The sequence below is a fragment of the Pseudoalteromonas shioyasakiensis genome (assembly GCF_024518675.1).
GTDB classification, from domain to species: Bacteria; Pseudomonadota; Gammaproteobacteria; order Enterobacterales; family Alteromonadaceae; genus Pseudoalteromonas; species Pseudoalteromonas shioyasakiensis_B.
In genome coordinates this window covers 684,043-699,057 of sequence record NZ_JANIGL010000003.1, presented here as the reverse complement: position 1 = coordinate 699,057, position 15,015 = coordinate 684,043, and the positions used below count along the sequence as shown (strand labels likewise).

Here is a 15,015-nt window from a genome sequence, read left to right as displayed (position 1 = left end):
TTATTGATGCTGTAATAACGCGAGTAATTGATCTTTTGATAGTTGCCCTGCGTCACCACTTCCAGAGAGTACTTTGTCGGCCAGCGCTTGTTTGTGTTCGTGCAATTGCAAAATCTTTTCTTCTATAGTGTCTTGTGCAATCAGTCTATACACAGTAACGGGGCGAGTTTGCCCTAAACGGTGTGCTCTATCTGAGGCTTGCTGCTCTACGGCAGGGTTCCACCATGGATCTAAGTGCAATACATAGTCTGCGGCGGTTAAGTTGAGCCCTGTGCCACCGGCTTTTAAGCTAATTAAAAACAGCGGTGCAGTGCCTGCCTGAAACTTCTCAACTTGCTGCTTGCGCTTGTTGGTGCTCATGCTGCCATCGAGATAACAGTAATCTATGCCGCGTTTTTGTAGGCGTTGCTCAACGAGTTTTAGTACATCAACAAATTGACTAAAAATAAGTGCTTGGTGGTTATTTTCAAGCAGCTCTTCGATGATTGCTTCTGCGGTATCAAGTTTGCTTGATGGCATTTTGCTGTTTTCTAACAGTAGCTGTGGTGCAATGCAGGCGCGGCGCAGCTTAGTTAGTGAGGCTAAAATAGTGATATATTGGCTGTCTTCTTGATTGGCTTGCTCGAGTGCATTTAAACGAGTGGCTTGGTAGAGCGCTTGCTCTTTTTCACTTAACGCAAAAGTGAGGTTGATTTCGGTTTTTTCTGGCAGCTCGGTTAATACGGTTTGCTTATTTCGGCGTAAAATAAACGGTGCAATCAAGGTTTTTAAGGTATCGGCCTGTTGCTGGTTTTTATCTGCATTACCAAAGCGTTTTTTAAATTGTGGCAAGGTGTGTAAAAACCCAGGCATTAAAAAGTTAAATAAACTCCATAATTCCCCTAAGTGGTTTTCAATCGGCGTGCCAGAAAGCGCTACTTTAAACTGCCCGTTAAGGGCAAATGCGGCTTTAGCTCTCAAACTCAGTGGGTTTTTAATGGCTTGTGCTTCATCGAGCACAATATTAGCAAATTCATGGCTGGCCAGTTGCTCGCCAATTAGCGGGAGTAAACCATAGCTTACAATCACTAAGTCATTGGCGGTTGCTGAGTTAAGTGTTTCGTCACACATACCGGCGTTATCAATGGTTTTTATCGTTAACCCTGGGGCAAAGCGCTGAGCTTCAACCGCCCAGTTATGACACACCGATTTAGGGGCCACCACTAAGCTTGCACCGAGGCTGCTGCGTATTTGTATTGCACAGAGGGTTTGCAGGGTTTTACCCAACCCCATGTCATCAGCTAAACAGGCATTTAAGCCCCAATTTGCTAGTTGCATTAACCACTTAACGCCAACAACTTGATAGTCACGCAGGGTATTAACTAAATGGGCAGGGATCACCGGCTCTATAGTTTGATTAAATTTGGCTAAACGTTGTTGCCAGCTTTCACCGAAGGTCACATCGGCCAAATCGGCCACGCTTTGATACAAAGGTAAGGCGCGGGCATTGGCAATACGCAGTTGCTCAGACTCGTCATTATCTTGTTGCATGCCTTCTAAGCGGTTGAGTAAGTTAGTTAAACGCTGATCTAAAATTAACGATTGATCCTCGTCTAAACTAATAATACTGCCGCGACGGGGAGCTTTAAGCAGTGTTTGCAGGGCATATATGTCGCCACTTGGTAGTGAAATATCGCCACTGATACTTAGCCAGTCATTATCGTCGTTTAGGTTTAGTGACAGGTGTTTACTGCTGGCAAGCTTCATACCTTGGCTATTTTCATCCCAGCTGAGTATTAGCGCTTGGTTTTTGTTTGCCTCTTCGAGTATTTCTATTGCGCGGCTTATATCCTCTGGGATAAAAAATTGTTGTAACGAGGAGTTGAGCTGATGCGTTGTATCAATAAACACGCTATTGAGCTTTTTTAGTAATTTTTTAAAATGACGTTTTTCTGCTTTGAGGTCGCGTTTTATTACCACAGTGTTGTTGTTAGTGTCGTCGTTATAAACTAAGTTGGTTGCGCCTTCACCGGGTTCCAACCAAGGGCCATCAACCGTGTAGGGCATGACATAAAAATTAACGTCAATACCTAATTGGGTTAGTTTGATCACTGCACTAAATTCAAAATCGCCTAAGCGCACGTTATTTACATCAGCAAATTCTGCTTGTTGGCTACTAATGTGGTGTTCGTTTGCTAAGGTTTTAAGTGCTGCATTGAGCTGCGGTAGGCGCTCTTCAGTAAGGTTATTGGGTTGTTGATCAAATAACTGCTGGAGCTTTTGCTGTTTTTCGCTAACAGCAAACACTTGGTAAACATTGCTATGACTGTGGTTGAGTAGAAAATCACCGTCAAAATCGTCTATGCTAGGCTGTAAAACTAACTTGTAGCAATCGTTATTATCTTTGGCTATTTCAATGACGAACTCGCCTTTAATAAGCTTAAGCGGCTCACCGTGATGATCTTCTAAATTGTCAAAGTCGATTAATGTATTGAGTACGGCTGCTGTGGCTTGCACTTCTTTGTAGCCAAAGCCGGCATGGTTATATATCACTTGCACCAGGTTTTTATCGGCGGCGCACAGTGCTGCTTGATACTGGCTGCCTTCTAAATCATGCACAGCCACTTTGCGGCCTTTGGTCCATTCACCTTTTGCATTGAGTTGCTGTACCTTGGCTTGAATTAGCGGTAAGTCGAGATAGCTTGTATCTAGTTGCCATTTTACACGTTGTGTTGCCTGCGGTTGCTCAATTTGGCTGACCTCGTCGAGCCAACGTTGCCACTGGGGCACGCGTTCAAACTGTTGTAAAATGCCACTTTTTGGCAATGGAGTATCGTCATTAAGCCATTTTGCTAAATGCAGGCATTGCTCACCTACCCAATGCTGGTGTTGTGCTACAGCATCGATTAATTGCTTAAGGAGCTCTGGGTGAGCGCGTAGTTCATTTATTTGTTTATCTTCGGCGTATTTTACCAGCGCGATTAAAAAGCAAAATAGTGCAGCAATTGCGCTGGGGTTTGCGATTAAATTTTCTAGTCGGCTAATGAGGCGGTAATCTTTAAATTGCGCTATAGGATCACTATCAAGCAGGTAATCAATTGCTATGCTGGTGTAACTGAGCTCGCCAAGGTGTTTGTGATACCATTTTTTACATGTTTCGAGTTGCTTAAAGTCGGCAGGTTCGCCGCTTGTAAATAAGCTTAATGTATACAGTAAGCCTGTGATTTCGCTTGGGTATCGCCCTTTACCGAATGCCTTTCTAAAGCGAGTCAGTGCGCTTTTGTATTGAACGATGGCAATATCAGGGCAACTGCCATCTATCGCGTTATTATTCGCTTCTAAAAAGTTGCCGAGCAGCCAGTCTGATTTATCTTTAAGTAGATTATCAAAACGCTGTTTTTGTAATAAAGCGCCTAGGTTCTCGTTGTAGTAAAGTCGCGTTTTAGCGTCCAATTGCGAGGATGGCTTAACAAGTTCGGGCCACGCGGGCTCGACGGTGAGATTAAAGAACTGACCTTGTACAAAATACGCTAAGCATTCCTGTTGCCACTGCTTTGGTAAAAAAGGCCAAAGCTGTAGGGCGTAGCGCGATTGCCCAAGCAGTACTAAAAAATGCTCATCAAGATCTTGGCTGGCGCTAATCGGTTTATTGGTTATGCCTCTGTGTTGATTATCGTAGTGCTGAAGCAGCACCGTAATAAAGTTAAGCGAGCGGTCTTGCTGGTGATACACCTTACTGATTTCAATCAGAATAGGGCGAATTAAGTCTTTCAGCTGCTCAAGTAGGTTAATAATAATATAGCTAACAGCATCAATGGATGTTTTATAGTGTGGGCCGTAAGGCATTTGCCATAGTAACCCGAGCTGTTCTAACTTTTGGGTGTCATTGTCTACTTCTGACTTTGATAATGAGTATCCCGGCTTGATGGTGCGAAACAGGCGTTGTGCTATTTGTTGGCAGGAGTTTTGATAGCCATAGGATGATGTACTTATGAGTTGTGCAAGCAGTACGCAGAATTGTTTTTGTTGTGCTTGAGTTTCGACTCTTGGCAGGTTATTCAATGACATAAAGTAGCTAAGATTGTTACAACAATGGCCTTAGTATAAAGAGCTAGCTATAACAAGCAATAAAAAAGCGACCCGAAAGTCGCTTTAAAAGTTTATAATGCGGTTATTGCACCATAGCAAACAGCTTTTGTAGCTGTGGCATGTATTCTTGCACAAGTTCTAGGTTATTTTCACTGACCGCAGGCGCATCAGTTGTTGCTGCGCTTGCTGAGTTACCTAGAGTACCAACCATAGCGCTGGCACTTTTATCTTTAGAGCCGTTCAAGCTTTGTAAACCGCCCATTAGTTGATTCACTTTTTCTTTGTTTTCAGGCGATAAACTGCCTTTTAGGTTTTCAAAGTATGCCATTGATACTTCGGTCCCTACGGTAAGTAATTGCTCAGGAGTAAAACCATATTGATTAGTAAGAGCAGCAAAGTCTTTATATAAATCGTTATCTTTGATCATACCCAAGGCGCTAAGAGCCATACCGCCGGTGCTGCTATCTGAGCCACCTAGCATGCTACCTAAGTTAACGCTTTTTAATGCGTCTTGGTCTTGCGACCAATCAACAACAGCAGGGAGTGCTTGGATGTAACTTTGTAAATCATTTTCTGTAATATCCTTTGCAAAGCTAGAAAAGCTCATTGCCATTAAGCTGACCGCAGCTAGTAACTTTTTCATGTTGAAATTCCTTATTAAATATTTCTGTTAAATTGAAGTATAAAAATCAATATCTCGCCAATACATAGGCTGATTTAATTACAAATGTTACAATCTAATTTTGAACAAAACTAGCTGAACCTAATGTTAATTATTTCAAATACCGTAACGATCGATGAATGGGAAGTCGAATTAACCGCTATTCGTTCCCAAGGTGCTGGTGGACAAAACGTTAATAAAGTGGCTAGTGCAATCCATCTTCGTTTTGATATTAAGCGCTCTAAGTTACCAGATTTTTATAAAGAACGCTTGTTAAAACTTAATGATAGTCGCATCACTAAAGACGGCGTCATTGTGCTCAAAGCACAAAGCCACCGAACGCAAGAACTCAATAGAGAAGATGCTTTAGCACGCTTGAAGGAGTTGATTATTGGTGCGACAAAGGTACAAAAATCACGGCGTGCAACTAAACCTAGTCGCAGCTCTCAGCGCAAACGCATGGATAAAAAAACCAAACATGGTCAAACCAAAGCGCTGCGCGGGAATATTAAGCTGTAACTAAAGCATTGGTCTTATAACATTGAAGATGGCATTGATATGATCGTCTCGGTCATTTAATGCTGCGATGTAACGGTACTTTTCGCCGCCGGCATGCTCGAATATTTCACGGTTTTCACTTTCAAGCTCTTCCAGTGTTTCTAGGCAGTCGGCGCTGAAGGCCGGGCTGATTATTGCAATATCCTTAATACCTTCGCTTGGTAGGGCTTCAAGCGTTGCGTCTGTATATGGCTTTAACCATTCAGCTTTACCAAAACGGCTTTGAAAGGTGCTTATAACTAAATCTTTATCAAGGCCGAGCTTTTCTACAACTAAGCGGGTAGTTTGCAGGCATAAACAATAGTAGGGATCACCACTTTCCAAAAAGCGTTTTGGCATACCATGATATGAAAAAACAAGTTTTTGCGGGGTTCCGTGTGTTTGTAAGTCTTCACTTATGCTATTGGCTAATGATTCAATGTATGACTCATTTTTGTGGTAACCATTAATAAAATGCAGTTCAGGTACCCAGCGCCATTTACGTAATACTTTTGATACAGCATCGAAAGTTGAGCCTGTAGTGGGGCTTGAGTATTGTGGGTACAAGGGTATGATAACAATACGGGTAAGGCCTTTGTCTCTTAACTGTTCTAAACCAGCTTCAATCGATGGGTTACCATAGCGCATTGCCATAACAACTTCGGTCTCGGTATAACCTTGGCTTTTTATAAAAGCATCGAGTTTGTCTCGTTGCAGGGAAGTGATATGAGTTAATGGTGAGCCATTTTCAGTCCAAATACTTTCATATAATTTTGCTGAGCGTTTTGGTCTTACACGTAAAATAATACCGTGAAGAATGATCATCCAAATTAGGCGTGGTATTTCAACGATGCGTGGATCAGATAAAAATTCACGTAAATAAGTACGCAAGGCACTTGCCGTTGGTGCATCTGGGCTGCCTAAGTTGGTGAGTAAAATGCCTGTTTTTTGATTAAAACGTTCATCATGTGGGTTATCAGTAATAGCTGAAAATCGTGACACGCACTGCTCCTTCAAGCAAAATTGAGTCAATGAGGAATAAATTCCTTTAATTTTATAAGGGTATTATAACGAATGAAAGGCTTAATAAGATCACTAAATCACATTGATTTGATCATGATCCTAAAGGGGGCCGGTTTTTTAGCTTCTAATTGCTGCAGTTTCTCAATGGATTTTGCACTAAATATATGCCCTTTAGGCAGTAGCATAATACCGGCATGACTGTGCAAAGCATGACCTAACACCATATTTGCTTTAAGTGCTTGCGCATTCATTATTTGCATTGAGCCTACCTGTGATTGCTGTTTACTGCATTGTATTTGGCATTGGCTTAGTGCTGCGACAATTTTAGGGTGGTAGTAGTTACCACTGTATCTGGATACACATTCAAGGGCGTACTGATAGCGTTGACTTGGCTCTAAAGCGCTTTGCTCATAATGATCCCAATAATCACGAGCAACGGCTAAAATCATTGCGGCTAGTGGAATTTCATTCCCTTTAATACCTTTTGGCAGACCGTTACCATTAAAATGCTCATATTGGTGATAAATAGCCTCAGATACATCATGTAAATGTGTGGCAGGCATAAGCATCAGCTGTGCTGTACTTGGGTGAGTATAGAAGGTTTTTCGTTGCTGCTCAGTTAGTTCATGTAATGGTTTTTTATACAGTTCAGGGTCCATTGCCAGTAGGCCAATTTGCGCTAAATACCCGGCCATAGAAGCCATTTCAACATGTTTATCTGGTAGATTTAGTTGTTTCGCTATGAGATTGCAGGTGTTAGCAATGTTTTGTGCTTTATGGCCATCAAGGTAGGGGTTGGCATTAATAAAGTTATACAGCAACTCTACCGTACTGCGATGTTCGTTTACTTCATGGGCATTGGCAATTTCTAATTGCTTAAGCACGTGCTTAATTTGTTTGGTACGTTTTTCTACTCGTTGCTCTAGTGAGTTATTAAGTTCTTTTAGTTCTTCGTTTTGTTTTGCTATTTGTGATTGCAGCTGCTGGTTTTGCTTTTTTAATTGGTATTTCTCAATGCTGTCGCTAATGGTGCTCAGCAATAGGTTGTTCTGCCAAGGCTTTTGAATAAAACCGTGTATTTGGCCTTTATTTATAGCATCGAGTGTGGTGTCTATATCGGCAAAGCCGGTGACTAAAATGCGTTGTGAGTCTGGGGCTAAACTTTTTGTTTGAGAAAAAAACTCAGCGCCATCCATTTGCGGCATCCGCATATCGCTGATGATCACTGCAAAGTCGTGTTGTTTAACTTGCTCTAGTGCGCTGAGCGGATCAGTTGATGTAGTAATACTATATTGTTGGCTTTTCAGTAGCCGCGATAAACTACGAAGCACTATTTCATCATCGTCTACACATAAAATTTGCACTGCTAATTTGTCCACATCAACACCTTGTTTCCTTATATAGTTTAAACATAGCGTGTGAAACCGACTTTAGAAACGTGTAATAAACTTAATTTGTGCTAATTTTATAAAAAGTCGTTATTTTAAGAATTAAATGCCCATTGCCCACAGCCTTACATTAGTTATTGTCGAAAGTGACCCGCTTTTACTAAGAGCGCTTGGTAAAGCATTGCAGCACATTGATTCATCACTGCAAATTACAGCAATTCCAGCGCAACAATTACACCAGCATAAATTTATAAATTCGCATTTTGATATAGCATTCGTGGGTGTGGGTATTGAAAATGAACAACAAGCTCATCAGTGGCTTACTTTATTACAGCAGCAATGTCCGTTAACCATTCGCTGCTTATTAAAGGGCGCGACGACTACAAGCTGGGATTGGCAGTTAAATGATAATATTCATTTTTGTTTAGCTAAACCTTATAGCCATGCTGACTTAAGGCATGTCATAAACTGCACTGCAAAAATACAAAGCTTAGCAATTGATACAGCGACAAAAAGTGTCTTAGGGAAAATGAATGGTTTGCCCGTAATGCGCCAGCAAATTGCAGCAATAATGTCGGCATTTACAGCAAACCCGGTGGAAATCCCTGTTATTGCTGATTTGATATCTAACGATCCTTTTTTAAGTGGCAAGGTGATCCAAACTGCTAATTCAGCTTTTTTAGGATTTTCTAGTGAGACTGTTAATCTAAAACAAGCGCTAGCAAGAATTGGTACGTCGGCTTGCCATGCATTAGTTGTTCATACCGAGGCGCACAGTCATTATCAACATACATTATCAGAACAACAGCTTGCAGCAATTTCAACGAATGCATTTGCGCGTGCAAAACAAGCGCGTGAATTGGCAAAACAACTCAATTTATCCACAAGGCAAAAAGATACGGTATTTATATTGGGTTTACTGAGTGGTGTGGGTGCTATGGCATTAGCCGTTTTGGCAAAGACCTCAAGTGAACAAGCGACGCTAAATGAAGAGTTGGTGGCCGCTTATATTTTAAACCTATGGGGGTTTTCATCAACGATCACCGAGAACATGTTGCTCCCAGAAAAATTAAGCCAAGTAACGAGCATTGAAATGGCTGTTCATTATTTAGCTAAAAAATCTCCCTGCGAAGCGTTGACTGAATTTGAAGATTCAGAGTATGAATTGCTACAGCAGCTTAAAGAAAATGATGAACTACTGGAGTGCCCTAAAAAATGAAAGGGAGTATTTTCCAAGCTTTAGAAAGTTTAGTGTTGCAGCACAGAGATATGGGGTATTGGAATGCCTTACTTGTGAAAAATGCCCCTAAAGGCCGTTGTTATGTCTCTGTTAATGATTACCCCGATGCAGAGCTTAACGCACTCGTTGCAGATATTTGTGAGGAATTAGAATTAGAACAGGCGGTTGTAATTAGTTTATTTGGTCGGCATTTGTTTTCTCACTTAATGCAGCATTATCAGGTGGTGGTTAGTCGATATCAGCATTTTGAAGCGTTAATTTTAAATATACATAACGTTATTCATAAAGAGGTCAATAAGCTGCATCAAGGGGCAAACTTACCTACGATGCGCTGTATGATGATAGAGCCTGGTTACATTGAAATGCATTATAGTTCACCACGTAAACTCTGTATTTTAGCTGAGGGTTTAATTTATGGGGCCGCGGAACATTTTAATATGCAAATTAACATAGAGCACCCCCAGTGTCAGCATCGTGGTGATGCTGAATGCACCTTAAATATTTACTATAAACGACTAAAAAGCCATGACAGATCATAATGATGAATATCAACAAGCGTATTTGAGAGAACGTGCTGCCCGCATGGAAGCAGAGCAACTGCTTGAAGATAAAAGCCGCGTACTGTATGCATTGAATCAGGAGCTTGTCAAAAATGTTGCTGATTTAGAACATCAGCAACAATTATTTATTCAAGCCGAAAAAATGGCAACTCTAGGCACTCTTTCTGCGGGGATAGCTCATGAAATAAATAATCCGCTTGCTTATGCCATGAGTAATATTGAATGTTTAAAGGGGACGCGATTAGTGATTGATAAACTGTTGTTGTTAAATGAGCAGTTTATGACCGGTAGTATTACAGCGAATGAGCTAAAACATGAAGTACAGTCGTTACAAGCCTTACATTCATTTGCTCAGCTACGAGTGGATATACAGGAGTTGACTGACGATAGTCATGAAGGACTTAGGCGGATAAATTCAATTGTACGGAATTTATTGAATTTTGCGCGGCCAAGTAATAATGAAAAGCAGCTTGCTGATATGACAGACAGCGTAAAAAATGCACTTAAACTACTTAAAAATCAGCTGAGCAGTTGCCAAGTGACTACTGATCTCAATGCCCTGCCACTGACATGGTGTAATTTGGCGACGATTAATCAAGTTATGGTTAATTTATTGATTAATGCCAAGCAGGCTTGTGATGTGGCGAGCAACAAAGAAGGGCATATTCAGGTATATACCGGCTTTGTTGATGACAAAATTACCCTTACGGTGACTGATAACGGCTGTGGTATGAATGAAGATACCAAGGCGCAGGTTTTTAATCCGTTTTTTACCACTAAACCGGTTGGCACAGGAACCGGCATGGGGATGTCATTGGTTTACTCTATGGTGACTGATCACCAAGGAGTCATTGAAATACGCAGCGAGGAGAATCAAGGCACTCAGGTGTGTTGTTATTTTCCTGTGATTAGTAATTAATGAGCGTTAGGGTTAATTATTCATTATTGCCATAATTTTAACGAAAATTGTTTGAATTTAAACCATTTAACTACTAGTGTGGTGATCAGCTTTAGTACAGTTTAATGAAAAGGACTAATGAATGATCAACGAAAAAAGCATACTGGTGCTTGAAGAGTTTTTACGCCAGCAAAATGAGACTAATGAAGTCAACACTCATCATATATTAGGGTTTATGAGTGGAATTTTGGCATGCTCTGAGTTTTTTGGTGAGTCAGTGATCGCCAATTACATTGCTGATGAAAACGAGCAAGCGTATAACTTATTAATGAATGATTCAAAAGAGCGCGATGCGTTGATCACTGTATTAGATAACGTGACTGAAGCACAAGTTGAACAAGCTCATTTATTAAAGCAATTATACCCACATGCCACTGATGCGAGAGCACCTAGTAGAGATTTACAACATTGGTGTAGCGGTTACTTAGCAGCTTATTTAGTCAATCAAGAAGTGTGGCAGCAAGATTTTAATTTTTTACTGAATGTAGATAAACAACACGCTGAAACGCAAACAGAGGGTCAGCTATTTATTGATAACTTTGAGGCTACGCTTAATTTACTTGCAACCTTTGCAATGTGGCCTGATGCGCTCAAAGAGCACCCTGAGCCTGACACGTTAACCAATGGTTTTAACGTGTTGTACGATGGCTTAGATGACAGCTTAGTGTCGATAGCGTCCATGGCGTTGATGCTCGAAGATGAAAAGCTCGCTCTGTGGGAAGAAGAAGGTTAACTATTTCTAGGTGAGATAAAGTTTAACAAAAGCATGATTTGAATAATCATGCTTTTTTTTGTCTAATTTTCAATCAAAATGATTTTATAATGAGATATTTAGATAAAAAATGCATATTTCGACCATCGTCGTAGCTAAATGTGTTTCTTTTTATATACAGATGTTGCTAGGATGTTCCCAAGACGTTGTTTAGTGCCTAGCGTGCAGGTTTTTTAAATAACGAACTAAACCAATAATTTTAAATCAACTTGCCAATGTTGCAATCCATAGGCAAGGATGAATGACAGGGTCGAATACACATGACAACACACCGTTTTAACACCATCGCAATAGCTGTTGGCTTGGCGTTCAATGCGCCAGTAATTATGGCGCAAGATGCGCAAATCACAGCAGATAAAAATATCGAACAAATCTCGGTTTTAGGATCGCGAGTTTCAAACCGTACAGTAACTGAGTCATCTTCACCAATCGATTTAATTGATGCAGATACATTAAATAAAGGCGGTTTTACTGAGCTTGGCCAAAGTTTACAAGCGACAGCGCCGTCATTTAATTTTTCTCGTACTCAAGTTTCTGATGGTTCGGATTTATTCCGCCCTGCAACATTGCGTGGGCTACAACCTGATCAAACTTTGGTTTTAGTGAATGGTAAACGCCGCCATAACCAATCAATTTTTGGCCTTGTAGGCACTGTGGGCGCGGGTGCGGCAGGTACGGATATGAATGCGATACCGCTGTCTGCATTAAATGGCGTTGAAGTATTACGTGATGGCGCTGCTGCACGTTATGGCTCTGATGCAATTGCGGGTGTGATCAACCTTTCCTTAAATGACTCAACAGGCATCACAACTGGTTATGTGCAGATGGGCAGCACGGGTGAAGGGGATGGTGATACTGTTTCAATGGGGTTAAATCGCGGCTTTGATTTAGGCGATGAAGGTGGGTTTATAAACCTATCACTTGAGTATCGCGATGCCGATGGAACTAACCGAGCTGAGCGAGATATAGGTGGATCGCTTGATGTGCCGTATGGCACTCTTTCAGAGGATGTACGCTGGGGCCAAGGTAATTCAGCCAGTGAATTTACTTCGTTATTTTATAATATGGCATTACCTATGGGGGACGCTGAGCTTTATTCGTTTGGTGGCTATTCAGAGCGTACAGCACTTGGCAATGGCTTTTATCGTAACTTTGATCAAGAAAATAAAAATGTTACCCAAGTGTATAGTGATGGCTTTTTACCGCGTATTTATAACGAGGCACAAGATCTTTCATTTGCTTTGGGAGTAAAAGGAGATATTAATCCTGATTGGGGTTATGACGTTTCTGCATTGTATGGTGAAAACCAATATGATTTTACCTCACGCAACACATTAAATGCTTCGTATGCCGCTGAATATGTGTTTAATAACCCTGATGCATCAGATGCTAATATTGCAGCTAATGCGGGTCCGAATGGGGGCTACTCGGGTGGTTTTCGTTTTGATCAAACCACGGTTAATGCAGATATAAATGGGATTATTGATATTGGTCGTAGTGAGCCTGTGTATTTGTCATTTGGTGCTGAGTACCGTAAAGAAAATTACCAGATAGTGCCGGGTGAAGAAGCATCTTATGCGTGTGGCTTAGCAAATATGGATACATCTTATCCTGCGGTAAACGATTCTAGCCAGTTTGCTGAGTGCGGCTTTCAGGCTTATAACGGTTTAAGACCTGAGGCTTCAAACGAGCAAAGCCGTGATAGTTATGCACTTTATGTTGATGCAGAAACCATGATTACCGATGCCTGGAATGTCAGTGCAGCTGTGCGCTATGAAGACTTCTCTGATGCGGGCGATGATTTAATTGGTAAATTGGCCTCGCGTTATGAGTTTACAGATGACTTTGCTATTCGCGGTGCAATATCGACCGGTTTTAGAGCGCCCTCATTACAGCAAAGTGCTTACACAGCTTACACCACAAACTTGGGGGCCGGTGGTGTACTTGAGCAATCATTTATTGCTACAGCAGGCTCAGATTTTCCTGCTGCATTGGGTGTTGATAGTTTAGAGCTGGAAAGCTCAGAAAATTTAAGTTTTGGTTTTGTCTATGATGTTAGCAGTGAGTTATCACTTACTGTTGATTTTTACCATACAGCCATTAAAGATCGTATTACTTTAGGCAGCTTTTTATCAGCCAGTGATGTGGCATTTAGTCCCGAAGCTGTGGTTGCACTTGAACAAACAGGCGCTGATCAAGCCGCTTATTTTTCGAACTCTGTGGATTCCACCACTAAAGGTGTAGATATTATTGCCTCATATCGTACTGATTTATATGATGGAAATTTCTCAGCTACTTTTGCGGGTAACTTAAATAAAACTGAAATTGATAACGTGAACGCACCAGAAGGGATCCCACAAAGTATTGCATTAGATGATATTCAACGGAGTTTTTTAACCGATGGCCAACCAGGTGAGCGTGGCACCTTAACCTTTGATTATGAGCGTGATGTGATCAGTGCTATGTTGCGGTTTAATTATTTTGGCAAAACTGATGTGAAATATTTTGGCAATGATCATATTGGCTTACCAGATGAATTATCGCCAACAGGTGAGTTTAAAGATACCAGCGTCGTTGAGTCAGCTGTATTGGTTGATGTAAACCTGGGTTATGAATTAAATGAATCTTTAACACTAAATGTTGGCGTAGATAATTTGTTTGATGTAACACCTGATGAATTAGGCCAAGATGAAGCTCTCGATTTTATAACCAATCAAGCATTTAAATACCCTGTAAGAGCATTGCCGTATGGCTTTGATGGTATGACTTATTATGCAAAAGTAAGCTTTAGCTTTTAAAAGTAGCTTTAACCTTGAATGAGAATTAATATCAGTATAGTCTGTTGGTAATTATTCTCATTTAAGGTTTGTTATGTTTAAGTCACTGCTCTTATTCGGCTCTTTAATGTTCTCGCTTGCAGCGAGTGCTAATTGTGAGCTAAGTATCTCTGCTAATGATGCTATGCAATTCTCTAGTAAGTCACTCGAGGTTGATAAAAGCTGTAACAGCGTTAAATTAACCCTCACTCACACAGGTCAATTACCCATCAATATCATGGGCCATAACTGGGTTTTAAGTGCCAGCGATGATGTTCAAGAGCTGGCTATTGCAGGTATGCAATCCGGAGTTGATAACCGCTATGTACCGCAGAATGATCCGCGAGTATTGGCTGCCACTGAAGTCGTTGGTGGAGGAGCCTCGACCACAATTGAGTTTTCAATCGAGCAATTAAGTGCCGATAAATCGTATACATTCTTTTGTTCTTTCCCTGGTCACTTTGCGGTGATGCAAGGGGATTTTAAGCTTATTTAATTTTAATTATTTTGCTTGCAAATTAAGGCGCACACTCTACAATCCGCAGCAAGTACACGTATTGTGCTTGCTGACTATTAATTAAAAATGGAAACATTATGAAAAAGCAAAAACGAGGCAAACAGCCTAATAATAACTCGGTGGATATCGGTCGCGGTGTGATCCGTGATAATGCATTAGCAGCATTGGTTACCTCGAAAATATTTAAACCACAGATTGTTAAAGCTAAAAAAGGCAAAGGGTCATATCAACGTAATAATAAACATTCAGGGCGAGAGTCCTATTTAATCGCTGCTTAAAATAGTTGTGATCAAATAGCACTTTCTGCAATAGCAAAAATTTAACCCTGCTTAGACAATCTTTTTCTAAGCAGGTTTTTTTGGTTATATATCCTACAATAATTCATCTTCTTGTTCAGATAACTCACTTTACGTACCCGTAAAGATGGTTACACACCTAGGAACTGCTTGATTTTCATGGTTAACCATCCATTAAC

12 protein-coding genes are annotated in these 15,015 nt (G+C 40.9%); 8 read left to right on the top strand and 4 right to left on the bottom strand.

Annotated features, from left to right (window positions below; genetic code table 11):
* Both NQT69_RS12510 and NQT69_RS12505 read right to left on the bottom strand, forming a co-directional pair.
* Complete coding sequence (locus NQT69_RS12510) at window positions 1–4,047, bottom strand: DEAD/DEAH box helicase (RefSeq protein WP_256828000.1); 4,047 nt, start codon at window positions 4,045–4,047, stop codon at window positions 1–3.
* A gap of 103 nt (window positions 4,048–4,150) precedes the next feature.
* Window positions 4,151–4,711 (bottom strand): short-chain dehydrogenase, encoded by a 561-nt coding sequence (locus NQT69_RS12505; RefSeq protein WP_256827999.1) that lies wholly within the window; start codon window positions 4,709–4,711, stop codon window positions 4,151–4,153.
* Window positions 4,712–4,834: 123 nt separating this feature from the next.
* On the opposite strand from NQT69_RS12505, the gene arfB reads away from it, so the two are divergent.
* Window positions 4,835–5,248 carry an alternative ribosome rescue aminoacyl-tRNA hydrolase ArfB gene (gene arfB, locus NQT69_RS12500; protein ID WP_256827998.1) on the top strand — a complete coding sequence of 138 codons (414 nt, stop codon included), beginning with the start codon at window positions 4,835–4,837 and terminating at the stop codon, window positions 5,246–5,248.
* On the opposite strand, the gene hemH is transcribed toward arfB, so the two are convergent.
* Both hemH and NQT69_RS12490 read right to left on the bottom strand, forming a co-directional pair.
* A complete protein-coding gene (hemH, locus tag NQT69_RS12495; RefSeq protein WP_256827997.1) occupies window positions 5,249–6,268 on the bottom strand; it encodes a ferrochelatase in 1,020 nt (339 codons plus the stop codon).
* A gap of 98 nt (window positions 6,269–6,366) precedes the next feature.
* Entirely contained in the window at window positions 6,367–7,668 is a 1,302-nt protein-coding gene (locus NQT69_RS12490) for an HD domain-containing phosphohydrolase (RefSeq protein WP_256827996.1), read from the bottom strand.
* 115 nt (window positions 7,669–7,783) lie between these two features.
* Between NQT69_RS12490 and NQT69_RS12485 the strand changes: the two genes are divergently transcribed.
* From NQT69_RS12485 to arfA, 7 genes are all read left to right on the top strand, one after another.
* Complete coding sequence (locus tag NQT69_RS12485; protein ID WP_256827995.1) at window positions 7,784–8,896, top strand: HDOD domain-containing protein; 1,113 nt, start codon at window positions 7,784–7,786, stop codon at window positions 8,894–8,896.
* Entirely contained in the window at window positions 8,893–9,456 is a 564-nt protein-coding gene (locus tag NQT69_RS12480; protein ID WP_256827994.1) for a heme NO-binding domain-containing protein, read from the top strand. The genes NQT69_RS12485 and NQT69_RS12480 overlap by 4 nt, the downstream gene beginning before the upstream one ends.
* Window positions 9,443–10,396 (top strand): sensor histidine kinase, encoded by a 954-nt coding sequence (locus NQT69_RS12475; protein ID WP_256827993.1) that lies wholly within the window; start codon window positions 9,443–9,445, stop codon window positions 10,394–10,396. Before NQT69_RS12480 ends, NQT69_RS12475 begins: the two co-directional genes overlap by 14 nt.
* 121 nt (window positions 10,397–10,517) lie before the next feature.
* Entirely contained in the window at window positions 10,518–11,168 is a 651-nt protein-coding gene (locus NQT69_RS12470; RefSeq protein WP_256827992.1) for a UPF0149 family protein, read from the top strand.
* Window positions 11,169–11,467: 299 nt separating this feature from the next.
* The gene (locus tag NQT69_RS12465) at window positions 11,468–14,005 is read left to right on the top strand and encodes a TonB-dependent receptor plug domain-containing protein (RefSeq protein ID WP_256827991.1); all 2,538 of its coding nucleotides are present in this window, start codon (window positions 11,468–11,470) and stop codon (window positions 14,003–14,005) included.
* Between the two features lie 73 nt (window positions 14,006–14,078).
* A complete protein-coding gene (gene azu / locus NQT69_RS12460) occupies window positions 14,079–14,519 on the top strand; it encodes an azurin (protein WP_256827990.1) in 441 nt (146 codons plus the stop codon).
* A 98-nt stretch (window positions 14,520–14,617) separates the two neighbouring features.
* Window positions 14,618–14,818: a ribosome alternative rescue factor ArfA gene (gene arfA, locus NQT69_RS12455; RefSeq protein ID WP_256827989.1), complete on the top strand. Its 201-nt coding sequence runs from the start codon at window positions 14,618–14,620 to the stop codon at window positions 14,816–14,818.
* Window positions 14,819–15,015: the final 197 nt, after the last annotated feature.